The 13,483-nt window shown below is 63.9% G+C and carries 16 protein-coding genes; 8 read left to right on the top strand and 8 right to left on the bottom strand.

The window, feature by feature from the left end; genetic code table 11:
- The first annotated feature begins 4 nt into the window (after window positions 1–4).
- Window positions 5–1,015 (top strand): TIGR03617 family F420-dependent LLM class oxidoreductase, encoded by a 1,011-nt coding sequence (locus ACOOGG_RS03395; RefSeq protein WP_420432291.1) that lies wholly within the window; start codon window positions 5–7, stop codon window positions 1,013–1,015.
- 40 nt (window positions 1,016–1,055) lie between these two features.
- Here ACOOGG_RS03395 and ACOOGG_RS03390 read toward each other — a convergent pair whose 3' ends face one another.
- Window positions 1,056–1,355, bottom strand: coding sequence for a hypothetical protein (locus tag ACOOGG_RS03390; protein ID WP_420432289.1), 300 nt, complete (start codon window positions 1,353–1,355; stop codon window positions 1,056–1,058).
- A 4-nt stretch (window positions 1,356–1,359) separates the two neighbouring features.
- On the bottom strand, window positions 1,360–2,751 hold the full coding sequence (locus ACOOGG_RS03385) for an MFS transporter (RefSeq protein ID WP_420432287.1): 1,392 nt from the start codon (window positions 2,749–2,751) through the stop codon (window positions 1,360–1,362).
- Between the two features lie 69 nt (window positions 2,752–2,820).
- Here ACOOGG_RS03385 and ACOOGG_RS03380 point away from each other — a divergent pair, with 69 nt between their 5' ends.
- Window positions 2,821–3,669, top strand: coding sequence for an enoyl-CoA hydratase/isomerase family protein (locus ACOOGG_RS03380; protein ID WP_420432285.1), 849 nt, complete (start codon window positions 2,821–2,823; stop codon window positions 3,667–3,669).
- On the opposite strand, the gene ACOOGG_RS03375 is transcribed toward ACOOGG_RS03380, so the two are convergent.
- From ACOOGG_RS03375 to ACOOGG_RS03365, 3 genes are read right to left on the bottom strand one after another with little or no spacing between them, the layout of a single operon-like run.
- Window positions 3,670–4,806, bottom strand: a complete 1,137-nt coding sequence (locus tag ACOOGG_RS03375) for an acyl-CoA dehydrogenase family protein (RefSeq protein WP_420432283.1) — start codon at window positions 4,804–4,806, stop codon at window positions 3,670–3,672.
- Entirely contained in the window at window positions 4,803–5,990 is a 1,188-nt protein-coding gene (locus ACOOGG_RS03370) for an acyl-CoA dehydrogenase family protein (RefSeq protein WP_420432281.1), read from the bottom strand. Before ACOOGG_RS03370 ends, ACOOGG_RS03375 begins: the two co-directional genes overlap by 4 nt.
- A gap of 55 nt (window positions 5,991–6,045) precedes the next feature.
- The gene (locus ACOOGG_RS03365) at window positions 6,046–6,384 is read right to left on the bottom strand and encodes a P-II family nitrogen regulator (protein ID WP_419850021.1); all 339 of its coding nucleotides are present in this window, start codon (window positions 6,382–6,384) and stop codon (window positions 6,046–6,048) included.
- Window positions 6,385–6,514: 130 nt separating this feature from the next.
- Here ACOOGG_RS03365 and ACOOGG_RS03360 point away from each other — a divergent pair, with 130 nt between their 5' ends.
- A complete protein-coding gene (locus ACOOGG_RS03360) occupies window positions 6,515–6,910 on the top strand; it encodes a GntR family transcriptional regulator (protein WP_420432278.1) in 396 nt (131 codons plus the stop codon).
- A 3-nt stretch (window positions 6,911–6,913) separates the two neighbouring features.
- On the opposite strand, the gene ACOOGG_RS03355 is transcribed toward ACOOGG_RS03360, so the two are convergent.
- Complete coding sequence (locus tag ACOOGG_RS03355; protein ID WP_420432276.1) at window positions 6,914–7,696, bottom strand: class II aldolase/adducin family protein; 783 nt, start codon at window positions 7,694–7,696, stop codon at window positions 6,914–6,916.
- Window positions 7,697–8,015: 319 nt separating this feature from the next.
- On the opposite strand from ACOOGG_RS03355, the gene ACOOGG_RS03350 reads away from it, so the two are divergent.
- Genes ACOOGG_RS03350 through ACOOGG_RS03340 form a run of 3 tightly spaced genes read left to right on the top strand, consistent with a single transcriptional unit; the run spans window position 8,016 to window position 10,427 of the window.
- A complete protein-coding gene (locus ACOOGG_RS03350) occupies window positions 8,016–9,314 on the top strand; it encodes a M1 family metallopeptidase (protein WP_420432274.1) in 1,299 nt (432 codons plus the stop codon).
- A 17-nt stretch (window positions 9,315–9,331) separates the two neighbouring features.
- Complete coding sequence (locus ACOOGG_RS03345; protein WP_420432272.1) at window positions 9,332–9,988, top strand: nitroreductase family protein; 657 nt, start codon at window positions 9,332–9,334, stop codon at window positions 9,986–9,988.
- Window positions 9,989–10,019: 31 nt separating this feature from the next.
- Window positions 10,020–10,427, top strand: a complete 408-nt coding sequence (locus tag ACOOGG_RS03340; RefSeq protein WP_420432270.1) for a PPOX class F420-dependent oxidoreductase — start codon at window positions 10,020–10,022, stop codon at window positions 10,425–10,427.
- Between the two features lie 21 nt (window positions 10,428–10,448).
- Here ACOOGG_RS03340 and ACOOGG_RS03335 read toward each other — a convergent pair whose 3' ends face one another.
- Window positions 10,449–11,672: a DUF222 domain-containing protein gene (locus ACOOGG_RS03335; protein ID WP_420432268.1), complete on the bottom strand. Its 1,224-nt coding sequence runs from the start codon at window positions 11,670–11,672 to the stop codon at window positions 10,449–10,451.
- 539 nt (window positions 11,673–12,211) lie between these two features.
- Here ACOOGG_RS03335 and ACOOGG_RS03330 point away from each other — a divergent pair.
- Window positions 12,212–12,478, top strand: coding sequence for a type II toxin-antitoxin system RelE/ParE family toxin (locus tag ACOOGG_RS03330; protein WP_420432266.1), 267 nt, complete (start codon window positions 12,212–12,214; stop codon window positions 12,476–12,478).
- 141 nt (window positions 12,479–12,619) lie between these two features.
- Window positions 12,620–12,955 (top strand): helix-turn-helix domain-containing protein, encoded by a 336-nt coding sequence (locus tag ACOOGG_RS03325; protein WP_420432264.1) that lies wholly within the window; start codon window positions 12,620–12,622, stop codon window positions 12,953–12,955.
- Between the two features lie 108 nt (window positions 12,956–13,063).
- Here ACOOGG_RS03325 and ACOOGG_RS03320 read toward each other — a convergent pair whose 3' ends face one another.
- Complete coding sequence (locus ACOOGG_RS03320) at window positions 13,064–13,468, bottom strand: PIN domain-containing protein (RefSeq protein ID WP_420432606.1); 405 nt, start codon at window positions 13,466–13,468, stop codon at window positions 13,064–13,066.
- Window positions 13,469–13,483: the final 15 nt, after the last annotated feature.

Genomic DNA, 13,483 nt, shown 5'->3' with positions numbered 1-13,483 from the left:
CCCCATGAAAATCGACATGCCGCTATCGGCTGATCTGGCCGGGGTTCGGGACCAGGCCCGGGCCTACCAGGACATGGGGGTCGACGGGGTGTTCACCTTCGAGGGCCAGCGCGACGTGTTCTTCCCCCTGCTGTCCGCGGCCCAAGACACCGGACTCGACCTATACACCAACGTGGCCATCGCCTTGCCCCGCAGCCCGATGCACCTGGCCTACCAGTCGTTCGACCTGCACCGGCTGTCGGATGGCAAGTTCGCCCTGGGCCTGGGGTCGCAGATCAAGCCCCACATAACCAAGCGCTACAGCGCGGTGTGGGACCGCCCGGTGGCCCAGATGCGGGAGCTGATGGCAGCCACCAAGGCCATCTTCGCCCGGTGGCAGGACGGCGATCCCCTCGACTTCCGGGGCGACTACTACACCTTCACGCTCTCCACCCCGATCTTCGAGCCCGAACCGCTGGAGTGGGGGACGCCGCCCATTTGGGCCGGCGCGCTAGGGCCGAAGATGACCAAGATGGTGGCCGAGACCGCCGACGGCATCCTGATCCACCCGTTCTGCTCCGAGCGCTTCCTGCGGACCAAAACGCTCCCCGCGGTGGAAGCGGGCCTGTCCGCCGCCGGGCGCCGCCGAGATGATTTCACCTTCGGAGTGGGGGTGATCGTAGGGCTGTACGGCGACGACGCCGATGAGTCGGAGGCTTGGCGGGTGGAGCAGCTCTGCCGTTCCAACCTGGGGTTCTACGGCTCCACTCCGGCCTACCGAGTGGTGCTCGACGCCCATGGCTGGGGCGAGCTCCAAGACGAGCTAAACCGCCTCACCAAACAGGGCCGCTGGGGCGACATCGGCGACGTGTGGGACGACGAGATGGTCCACACCCTCAGCATCCAGGGCACCCCCGCCGAGGCTGCCGCTGAGATCCGCAACCGCTTCGGCGCCCTGGCCGACCGCATCCACCTCTCCCTCCACGGCGCCCCCCAGCCCCTCGTCGCCGAGCTATTCGCCAACTTGAAGGACTGAGGGTCAACAGACGGCCCCTCTCAACGAGGGAGGCCGCTGCCTAGCCCAGAGGCTGGATGTGGGCTTCTACTCGGTTGGCGGGCTCGTCGATCCAGCCTTTGGAGTTGGCGTAGGCCAGCATTGCGTCGAATTGGGCTTGCCATTCAGCGTCGGCTGTGTCGCCGGCCAGCTCTTGCACGAAGGCGATGTCGATCCACAGGTGGTTTTCGCGCTCAGACGCTGAGGCCCGTCCTCCGAAGGCCGCCACCGCGGCGGCCACGTCGCCGTCAACCACCACATGGAACTCCCGGAAGTTGCTCTTGTCCTCGAGGGTGATCATGTCGGCAATGGCGATGAACATGCCCTCAGCCTTGCGCTTGTGGAGGGCGGGTGTCGATCCGGAGGGAGAAGGGCAGAGACAGGGCGGCGGTGACGACCACCATGGCCATGAGCAGGTCGATGGCCTCCGATGCCGAGGCGGCAGTGGTGGCAAAGGTAAGCCCGAGGGCCACGCCGATGGTGGTCGCCACCCGCTGGGCGGTGAAGTTGATGCCGGTGGCCAAAGAATGCTGGTCGGCAGGCACATCGGTGACCGATGCGGCCATCAATGACGGGAAGACCATGCCTGTTGCCACCCCGATAATGGTCATACCGGTCACGAACACCGCGGCGTTGGGTTCATCGCCCAACACCACCCACAGCATGATGGTGCCTCCGACGTAGATGGCGGTGCCGGGGAGGATGAACATGCGATGGCCGGTGCGGTGGGCGATCCGACCGATGAGCACGCCGACCACTCCGGCAAACAGTGCCAGCGGTGCCACTGCGAACCCGCCCTCGATGGGAGTCCACCCCCAAGACCGGATGATGATCACGGTGAATCCGAAGAACATGGCGAACCACGACGACGCGAATATCAGCATGGACAGGTTGCTCCGGCGAACATTGGGAAAGCGGAAAAGCCGCAGCTCCACCAACGGGTTCGGGTGATTCCATGTCCGCTGAACGAACAGCCCGAAAACGGCCAAACCCCCCACAATGCTGCCCCCTACCTTCCAGTCAGCCCAGCCCCACGGATCGCTCTGCACGATGCCCAAGGTGACCAGCGCGGTGGCCGCGGCCACCATCAGCCCACCAAGGGGATCGGGCAGCGCCCGAATGTCGGCGCTGCGGGACTCCCTATACACCAACGGAACCACGACTAGGACGAAGAGGCAGAACGGGACGTTCAGCCAGAACATCCACTCCCACCCCAGCCACTCGATAGCCAATCCGCCCACCGGCGGGCCGATGGCTGACGACGTCCCACCGGCCACCGCCCAGATTCCGATGGCCAGCGGCAGCCGGTTGGCGGGCATTGTGGCCAGCAGCAGGGCCACTGCGGCCGTGTTCACGGCGGAGGCGCCCAGTGCCAGCACCGCCCGGGCGCCGATCAGCACACCCACCGAGGGAGCCAGCCCGCCCACCACCGAGCCGGCCAAGAAAAGCAGCGTGCCGATGAGCAGCATCCGCCGCCGCCCCAGCTTGTCGGCCAGCACACCGGCAGGTACCAAGGTGGCCGCTCCGACGATGGTGAAGATGTTGGTGACCCACGACAGGGTTGGGTCGGAGACGCCGGGGAATGCCTCCCCGAGCGCCGGGTAGCCCACCGTCATGATTGACAGGCCGATGCCGGTCAGGGAGGCCGCGATGACCAGCACTGTCAACCCGATAGCCGGATGTCCGGTGACTGGTTGGGGGGCGGCCGCTGCGGTCACCTAGTTTTCAACCAGAGGTTGGCGGAGTTCCCCGACACAAGTGGCCACGCTAGACGAGGTACCAGCAACATGAGCAGCGAGAGTACAGAAGGCACCGTCGCCGAGGTCCTCGGCGGCGACATCCTGGTGGCTCAAGACGGCGGCGTGCTCACCCTCACCTTGAACCGGCCTGACGCCCACAACGCCATTACCCCCGACCAGCGGAACTTCTTGGCCGACGAGTTCGCCCGGGCCAGCGAAGACCTTGCCGTTCGAGCGGTGATCTTCACCGCGGTAGGCAAGGGATTCTGCACCGGCGCCGATTTGCGCATGTCCCGGCCCGACCCGGTGCGGCCTGAAGGGGCCCCCGCCCGAGCCATCCTGGATGGCGCTCGGGGCATCAAGACCGGGGCTCAGAAGCTGGTCGCAGCCATCTTGGACTGCGAGAAGCCGGTGATCGCCGCGGTCAACGGCACCGCCGCGGGCATGGGCGTGCACATGGCGGTGGCCTGCGATCTGGTGATCGCCGCCGAAGGAGTGCGGTTCATCGAGGTGTTCGTGCGCCGGGGCCTGGTGCCCGACGCCGGCGGCGTGTACTTGCTGCCCCGTCTGATCGGCCCCCAGAAGGCCAAGGAACTGATGTTCTTCGGCGACGACGTAAGCGCAGCCGATGCCCACGCCATGGGGCTGGTGAATCGGGTCGTGCCTCCCGACCAGCTGATGCCCACGGCCCAAGCCTGGGCCGAGCGCCTGGCGGCCCAGCCCACCAAGAGCCTCACGATGAGCAAGCTGCTGGTGAACCGCAGCTTCGAGACCAGCCGCCAGACCATGTTCGAGATGGAGTCCTGGGCCCAAGACCTGCTGATGGCCGGCGAGGACGCCATGGAGGGAGTAGACGCTTTCAAAGAGCGGCGCGACCCCAACTGGAAGGGCTGGTAGCTACCGGTCCTTGGCCAGAGTTCGGCCGATTGCGGCCAGTTGGCGACTGCCGCCGCCAAAGATGTTTTCGAGCTGTTTGACCCACAAGAAGTAGCGGTGCACGGGGTAGTCGACGTCGGCCCCCATCCCCCCGTGCAGATGCTGAGTGGCGTGCACCACCCGCTGGCCGGCATCGGCCGACCACCATTTGGCCACCGCGGCGGCATCGGCAACCTCGGCCGCAGAGCGCCCTTCGTCGATGAGCCAAGCGGCCTGGAGCAGGGTTGCCCTCATGCAGTCGGTGTCGATGTAGCAGTCTGCCGCCCGCATGGCCACCCCTTGGTTGGTGGACAGGGGGCGGCCGAATTGCTCACGCTGCGACGTGTAGGCCGCGGCCATAGCTGTGGCCTCCTCGCAGCACCCCAGCGCCACCGCGGCCACCGCCACCTGGGCCCGAATCAGAATCCACTCCACGATCGACCGGCCGTCGGCGCCGTGGAGCCTCGCGTCTTCGCCGACGACCACCGACCTCAAGGCCATTTCGCCATGGAATTCCCGACTGGTGGTCTCGCTCAGATCCACTTTCACCCCATCGGCGTCAAGGTCCACCACAAACACGGCCAGGTCGTCGCCATCGCCAGCGATGCGGGCAGGCACCAACGCGGCGTCTGCCACTCCCGCGGCGGGCACCGCGGGCTTTGACCCGTTCAGTTCCCAGCTTCCATTGGGAAGGCGAGCCGCGGTTACCGAGGGAGATAGCGCGTCATCGGCCCCCCACTCCGAGAACGCCCCAGTAAGCACCGCCTGGCCCGCCACCACCGCCCCCAACCAGCGGTCCCGCAGCATCTGGTCGCCGAACTCGGCAATGGGCATGGCCCCCAGCACCAATGTGGGCCAAAGGGGCGTCAGCGCCACTCGACGGCCCTGTTCCCGCAACACCAGAGCGGTTTCGATCATGCCGAGTCCCAGCCCGCCGTGCTCTTCTCCAATGGCCACCCCCAGCAAATCGGAGGCGGCCAGTACGGCCCACAGTTCCCGGTCGAACCGCTCAGAAGTGCGCTCCACCTCAGCCACTCGGTCGGCCCCTGCCGAGCCGGAGAAGACTTGTTCGGCCAGTTTGGCCACCGCCTCCTGCGACTCGCTGAAATCGAAGTTCATCGCCGACCGCCCCTGGTCATATTCAGCCCGGTCCAGGCCACGATCTCCCGCTGGACCTCGTTGACCCCGCCCCCGAAAGTGTTGATCTGAGCGGTGCGGGCCGCGGCCTCCACCCGACCGGCCAACAGCGCCCCCGGGCTGCCCTCCCGGAGATGGGCGCCCGCGCCCAACACCCCGAGCAGCAAGTGGTAGATGTCGCTCACCGCCTCAGTGCCATACACCTTCACCGCCGACGCCCGCGCCGGCGCCAGCGAGTCGGCAGCCACTGCCGCGGCCATCTGCCAGTTCAGCAGCTTCATGGCCTCCAACTTGGCGTGGCACCGGGCCAAATCCATCTGCACCCAACCCTGGTCCAGCACCGCCGACACCTCTCCGTCGGCGGCCGGGGTTTCGGCTGCCCAAGCCACCACTTCCTCGTAAAGCTGGAACGACAAGGCCCCCACTGCTGCCAGCCCCACCCTCTCGTGGTTGAGCTGGCTGGTGATGAGTTTCCACCCCTCGTTTTCTGCCCCCACCAGATTGGCGGCGGGAACTCGCACCTCGTCGTAGTAGGTAGCGGTGGTGGTGGCGTTGCCGACCGTCACAATGGGGGTATGGGAGAAGCCGGGGCTGTCAGTGGGCACGATGATGATGGAGATGCCCTTGTGGTTTGCGGCCTCGGGATTGGTCCGACAGGCCAGCCAAATGTAATCGGCCTCGTTGGCGCCGGAGGTCCACATCTTCTGGCCATTGATTACCCACTCGTCACCATCTCGAACGGCCCGTGTAGTGAGCGAGGCCAGGTCGGTGCCCGCGCCCGCCTCGCTGTAGCCGATGGCGAATAGGACATCGCCGGTCAGAATGCCTGGCAGGTAGGCCGCTTTGTGCTCTTCGGAGCCGTGGGCCATGAGCGTGGGCCCCACAGTGTTGAGGGTGACAAACGGCATGGGGCAGCCCGACCGCTGAGCTTCGTCGAAGAAGATGAACTGGTCGATGGCTGATCGTCCTTGGCCGCCATAGGCCTTGGGCCAGCCGATGCCCAGCATGCCGTCGCGCCCCAGTTGGCGGAAGATCTCCCGTCGGACCGGGCTGGTCTCATGGGCCCCCATGAGCGCTTCGCAGACCTCATCGGTCATGAGGGCGGCGAAGTAGCTCCTCAGGTCATCGCGCAGCGCGTGCTGCTCATCTGTGTAGTCGAGGTACACCGGGCCGGGACGCTATCAATACGACGCCGGTCAATCTTCAGAGTGAATGGGATTTCTAGAGTGCGTCAGCGCCCTGCTCGCCAGTGCGGATGCGGGTCAACCCCTCCACCGAGGAAGTCCAAATCTTGCCGTCACCAATCTTCCCGGTGCGGGCGGCACCAGCGATGGCCTCGGTGGCTGCGGCCAAAGAGGAATCGTCCACCACGACCTCTATGCGGGACTTAGGTGTGAACGAGACCTTGTACTCGGTGCCCCGGTAGGTCTCGGTGTGGCCGCCTTGGCGACCGAACCCTTGGGCCTCGCTCACGGTCATGCCTTGGACGCCAACCTCGGCCAACGCCTCTTTGATGTCTTCAACCTGATGGGGCTTTACCACCGCAGTGATGAGCTTCATTGATCCCGTCCTTTCTGGTCGCCGAGAGGGACGCTATCAGGTCAATACAAAACTGGCAACAACCACAAGATATTGGGTCTTTTGAGGCAATTTTGTGTTTTATGAGTTAGTACATTGGTACAATCTAGCTGTGCGGATTTGGATTGACGAGAACGCTCGTATCCCGCCCTACGAGCAGCTGCGGGCCCAGCTCCGCCTGATGGTCTCATCCGGCCAGCTCAAGCCCCGCGAGCGGCTGTCGCCCATCCGGTCGCTGGCCGCAGAGTTGGGGCTGGCGCCGGGTACCGTGGCCCGGGCCTACCGGGAGCTGGAATGGGAGGGCATCGTGGAAGGCCGGGGCCGGGCGGGCACGTTCGTGGTCAGCGAACCTCCGGTGGCGTTCTCGGTAGTGGAACGCCAACTGGCCGATGCCGCCGAGGTGTTCGCCGCCGAAGCCGACCGGCTCGGCGCCGGACAGCAGGCCGCCATGTTGGCTCTGGAGAACGCCTTCGCAGACCGCTCCGACCCCGACCGGGAAGCCGGTTGATGCTCAGCCCAACACGACAGAAGGGTCGGGCACCAGGTCTCGGGCCAGCCATTGGAACATGCGCCAGCCGTTGTCCGGCGAGAACAGCGACGCCTCCACCTCCTTGGCCGCCTCGTCGCTGATGGGCTTGGCATCGGGGGCCTTCACATGCACTTCGGCCACCCGCTCAGCGGCCACAAACCACCCCACGGCCTCTCCGGGCGAGCGCCCGCCGGTGAGCAGTCCATGGTTGCGAAGGATGCACACCCGGCTGCTGCCCATGGCCTGGGCAATCGCCTTGCCCCCGGCGACGTCGTTCACCTCGAGGTTGTCGCCATCGTAGAGCGACTGGTCGAACACGAAGCCGCATGACTCCTGGCTGATGGCCCGAAACGGCTCGACGTTGGCCGACCACGGCGTGCCGTAGGGGGTGTGGGTGTGGGCGGCAGAAGCAAGGTCGGGACGGGCGTCGAGAACAGGCCAGTGGATGTAGTAAGCCGCGAAATTCACACCCTGATCCAGCGGCCCGGCCACCCCTTGGCCCTCGGGGCCCACCAGGGTGAGGTTGTCGACAGTGGCATCACCGAATCTGATGCCGTAGCCCAGCACCCAGAAGTGGTCGGTGAGGATTGGGTCGCGGGCGGTGACATGCCCGTCGCCGATCTGGCCCCAATCCATAGCGGCAAAAATGCGGTAGCCGATGGCCGCCTCCCACTTGCGCAGCAGGCGCAGTTCCTCGAGATCGCCGACTTCAGGGGGAGTGGCGTCGTAGGTGACGCCCGGATAGCGGTCGAGCTCCAACGCCATTAGAGAATGATACTCGTAGGCTGACTGAGTGATCGCCAGAAAGCTGCTCGTCTGCTTGGCAATATTGGCCGCAATTGCGGCTGGATGCAGCGACAGCCCCGCGCCACTCTCCAGCTCGACACCCGCAGCCTCACCCATCCCCTCTACTACCCCTACGCCCGCAATTTCTCCCACACCAATCCCGAACCCCTTCCCCGATGACATCCCCGTACCTACGCCTAATCCCACACCTCCATCAGCACCGGCAACCCCTGTACCTACTCCCACAACCTCCCCTGTACCGACGGCTGCGCCCGTCCCGCTTGATCCATCCGCCGGAGTGGGCGACAGCTTCTATCCCTTGCTGGGAAACGGGGGCTACGACGTCCTTCACTACGACATCGATCTCGACGTGGAGCCCTCCACCAACACCATCGACGCGGTGACCACCCTCACTGCGGTCGCCACTGAAGACCTAGAGGAGTTCAACCTCGACTTTCTCGGGCTGGAGGTGAACGCCGTTTCGGTTGACGGTGTGGAAGCAGAGTTCTCCCGCGATGGCCAGGAGATGACGATCCAGCCAGTCGATCCGCTATCAGCAGAAGCACAGTTCACGGTGGCTGTCTCCTATTCGGGAATGCCCCAGCCCTTCGACGAAGTCGGTGTTCCCTTCTTCCCAATGGGATGGCATTCGATGAACGAGGTCCTTTTCACCGTCAGCCAGCCCTCTGGTGCGATGACGTGGTACCCCAGCAACAACCATCCAACCGATAAAGCCACCTTCACGTTTCGAATAACCGTTCCCGACGGCGTGGAGGCCGCGGCCACCGGGCTTCTCATCGATGAGAGCTCGGTCGACGGCCAGACCACGACCACATGGCAGATGGACGACCCCATGGCCACGTATCTGGCTGCGGTGTACATCGGCGACTTCGAACGCCACGAGCAGCAGATGGCCAACGGCCTGCTGATCCGCGACTATGTCCCCCGCAACTCCGACCCTTCAGTCCTCGAGAATCTGGCGGCTGCCCCCGAGGCCATCGGTTTCTTCGAGGAAATCCTGGGGCCATATCCGTTCGACGTCTACGGCACCATCGTCATGCCGTTTGCTCTGCACTTCGCCTTGGAGAACCAGACGCTGTCGATCCACGGCCTATACGCCATCGACCCCTACGTCATCGCCCACGAGGTGGCTCATCAGTGGATAGGCAACTCGGCAACAGTCGACGACTGGAGCCAGATCTGGACACACGAAGGCTTCGCCCACTACCTGGGTCTTCTGTTTGTGGCCGATTTCTACGGCCAGGACATCGAGTCCATCATGGCCAGGGAATACCGCGATCTCACCCTGGCCGGAACCTCGCCACCTGGCGACATCGAAGTCCACGAGCTTTTTGACCCCGACACCGTGTACCGCCGTGGGGCGCTAGCGCTCCATTCCCTGCGCAATCACGTAGGTGACGACATCTTCTTCCACACCCTGCGCACCCATTACGACCAATCTGCCGGAGGCAACACCAACACCGACCTCTTCCTCGAAATTGTCGACGACCTTGCCGGCACTAGCGCCGTCTCACTCGTCGAGTCGTGGCTGTACGACCCGGAGATGCCCGGCATTGTGAGTGGTCCAACCTTGTGACCCACTAGAACAGGGGCATGGCCCATCTGAACTTGAGCGCTGATGAGGTGCTCACCACTACCCGAGCGGTGCGTCGGAGGCTGGATACTTCCCGGCCGGTGGCGCCGGAGTTGATCACCGAGTGCCTGGAGATCGCCGTGCAGGCCCCCACCGGCTCGAACCGGCAGAACTGGCGGTTCATGGTGGTCACCGACCCTGACCTCATTGCCGCCTTGGCCGACCTGTACCGCCGAGCCGGCGAGGTGGCAGGGGACTACCTGGGCGTGCTCCCCCGGCTGGATGTGCCCGACCCCGCCCAGCTGGAAGCCACCAACGAGAAGATGTACGCCTCGGCCGGCCACCTGTCCGAACACCTCCATGAAGTGCCGGGCATGTTGATCCCGTGCCTGGCCGGAAGGGTTTGGGACCACCCCCCGGTGACGGTGGCCTCCCACGTGGGGTCGGTGATCCAAGCAGCGTGGTCGTTCATGCTGGCCGCCCGGGAGAGGGGCATCGGCTCAGTGTGGACCACCATCCACCTGTGCTACGAGCAAGAGGCAGCCGATCTGCTGGGCATCCCTTACGACGAGGTTATGCAGTTGGCGCTAATCCCCTTCGCGCACACCATCGGCACCGACTTCCGCCCTGCCCACCGCCAGCCCCTAGAGCAGGTCACCCGCTGGAACCGCTGGTAGGACCGGCCGAGCGCTCCCGTAGGATGCCCCGATGGACCCTGCACAGGCTTTGGACTACATCCGGGAGAACACCAATGCGGTGCTGGCCACCAAGCGTAGGGATGGCACCCCCCAGATGTCGCCCGTCACCCTCGCAGTGGTGGACGACGCCGTGGTGATGAGCACCCGGCAGACCGCCTACAAGACCAAGAACCTGCGCCGCGACCCCCAAAGCTGGCTGTGCGTGTTCCCCCGCAACTTCCTCGGCGACTGGGTGCAAGTCGAGTGCCGCGCCGAGATCATCTTCGGCCCGGACGCGCTGGAGCCGCTGGTGGAGTACTACCGCACCCTGAGGGGCGAGCACCCCGACTGGAACGAATACCGCCAAGCAATGATCACCGACCAGCGCTGCCTGGTGAGGTTCCACATCCAACGCGCCGGCCCCGACCGCTCGGGGTAAGGCCTGACAGGAGCAGAAAACTCAGATTCTGAGTACCGGGCTGTGCTGGGCCAGTTTGTAGGTGGAGGTGCCGGTATCAGGAAACGGGTCGGGCGGAGCCTTGATTCGATGTCGGCAGCCGGGGTCGTGGCATACCTGCCAGTTGCAGTCATGGACGAGGTGGTGGCAACCGGGGCAGAGCTGGGCCAGGTTGGGAATGTCGGTGGGCCCGTCGTCTCGCCAATGCTGGATGTGGTGGGCCTCGCAGCGCTCAGACGGGGAGGCGCAGCCGATACACCCTCCATCGCGGGCGGCGAGCATGATGCGCTGGGCCAGCGAGGCCGACCGCTGCGATCTGCCCAGCCACAAGGGCTGGCCGTCGGCGTCAGCGAAAGCGGTGTAGACGTCAGCGTTGTCGAGAAGCCGCTCCAGAACTTCGGGGGGCACCGGTTGCCCATCGTCGAGGCGGGGGTTGCTGAGTTCGCCGGTATCAGCGTCGTACTCGGTAATCATGAGCAGAGTTGCCGGAGTAGCTCGCTGCGGCCCGTCCCGTGTTATCAGCTGCACCAGGGCGTCGGCGTTGCGCTGCAAGTAAGTGATATTGCTGTTCTCGCCCTCCTCGCGTCGAAACGCCTCGGCCATTTTGGCCCAAGCCAAACTGACGCACCTGCCTGACATGTAGTCAAGGTGGGCGAACAGCTTCCAGGAGCCATCGGGCTCTTGGGTGATGGACGCCCGGCGATCCTGACGCTGCTGCTGATACTTCGAGTAGCTCCGTTCTTCGATCGGCTCCCAGCGCAGCGCGTAGCGAGAAAGCAAGTCAGCAGGGGCCTCGTTGGTGCAAGCCAGTATGGCCTCCTCGCTGCGGTAATCGGGCTTCCCGGCGACACGCTCAATAACCCTGGCCTGGCTGGCATTGATCTCCCCCGACGCCAGCGCCTCAAGGGTCGTTGGAAAGTTCTCCGCCAACGACACCGCCAACTTCACATCCGAGCCGGCCTTACCCCCCGACTCCATGACCCGCTCCCGCAACACCGCCGCCGCAGCCCGAGCAGTGCTCTGTCGAGCACGCTCTGCCAGGGCCTCAGCCAGCAACCCCTCAACCTGAGAACGAGCCCGCCCGAGCGCTTCAATGCGATTGTCCAATCCTTCAATAGACAGTTCACCAACATCCTCGCGGTATACGCACACCGCAACGTCCGACTCCACGCCAGACATACCGTTTGCGGCTACGGTTTCAAAACCCGCTATACCAGTGAACTCCATACCCCCAATAATACAACCCACCTGTGACAGTTATCCCTAGATTCAAGCTTGCTGTAAGAGCCAGTTATGCAAGCTATCCGAGAAGTAAATGCAGGCTCTAGTTACTCTTTTGTACGTACTATTTGTGAGGCATATGGACCATTCAAAAGTTACAGACAATTGATCGAAAGCAAGTGTATAAGCGTTGCTCGTAATTCCAAAGAATGGTTCACCTCATGAGGGTTGAAACATTGCTTCCGGCAACGGCAGCCTTGTCAAGGTTGACGTCGGCCATCCCGGCTTCGTTAAATGAAGGCCGGGGGGTTACCCCCGGCAACGCCTCGGGGCACCGCACCCTTTTACCGGCGGTTGCCGGGGCACAAGCCCCGGCCCTCGTTTCCGGCGTATTGCAAATCCTCGACATGACCCACCACCGCGGCAGGGAGACCACCGCGGCCGGTCATCTTTCTTGGAAGGAAGCCATGTCGTTGACAAATCAGGACAGGTCCCACCATGATTATTAGGTTGAACTTCTATTAGTCAAGACTTATAGTAGCCTGGTGTGGGAGGTCGAGTACACCAACGAATTCGGGCGATGGTGGGACGGCCTCACCCACGCTCAGCAAGAAGCGCTCGACGACCGAGTGATGCTGCTGGCAGAACAAGGCCCAAGCCTCAAGCGACCTGTAGTTGGCGAGATCGGAAGTTCTCGCCATTCCAACATGAAAGAACTCCGGGCCTCGAAGAGAGGTGCCCTTCGCGTGTTGTTCGCTTTCGACCCGCGGCGACATGCGATCTTGCTACTTGGCGGGAACAAGTCCGGCTAATGGGACGAGTGGTACCAATGGGCGGTCTCCCAGGCCGATGACCTGTACGACACCTACCTCAATGAACTAGGCGAGGAAGGACTCTTGGACGAGCCACACTCCGAATAGCTACAGCAACCACTACTCAAAGGAACCATCCCCATGCCTTCGACCAAGAACTATCACCAGCTGCATAAGCAGGTCATTACTCGGCCCGGTGCCGTCGAACGACTCGCGGAACTCCGCAAGGAGACCTTGGCCGAGATCGAACTCCAAGAAATCCGAGGAGTCCTCAAGCTGTCTCAGACTGATCTGGCCGAGGCCATGGGAATCACGCAATCTGCCGTTTCCCAGTTTGAGCACGGGGACGACATCTTGATCTCCACCCTCGACAACTATGTGCAGGGGCTTGGGGCCACGCTGCGGATTGCCGCCGTTTTTGAAGGCGACGAGGTTGAAACTGTTATCCCAATCCAGATCGGTTCCAAGACACGCTAAGCAGACAACACCAGCGGCTCGGCGCGCTGCTGATCGACGGACATGTGGCGACTTGCCCGATCATCAACCTCGAAGCTCGGGCATGCGCTTGTCGGCTATCTCATCCAGCTAGTCGGCTGTGCCTCGCTCTGCTGCCCACTGGTGGGGTTGGCCGGTCAGCTCGGCTATGAGTTCGAAGTCTGCCTCGTAGTGCAGGATGACTAGGCCGTGGGCTTCGGCTACGGCGGCGACTAGGGCGTCGACCAGTGAGAGTGCCCGGTGCCAGCCGCGGTCGGCGAGCAGCCCTTGGATACTGATGGCCCGGGCGTGGTCGGCGGCTGTGACCGGCACTGACTCGAATGCGCCCAGCCGGCTCATGATCGCTTGGTGGTCGCTTGCACTCCGGGCGCTGAACCCGAGTTCGAATACCACGGGGGCGCAAAGGGCGATCCTGCCTGCGGCGGCGAGCGGGCTGACAGCAGCGGCGACCCAAGGGCTTTGACATGAGTGAGAAAACGCTTGTGTCGGCCAGATGGGTGGCCTGAACCA

The sequence above is a fragment of the Candidatus Poriferisocius sp. genome, from assembly GCF_965214065.1.
GTDB lineage: Bacteria > Actinomycetota > Acidimicrobiia > Acidimicrobiales > Bin134 > Poriferisocius.
The sequence above is the reverse complement of the archived record's forward strand: the minus strand, read 5'-3'. Positions and strand labels throughout refer to the sequence as shown.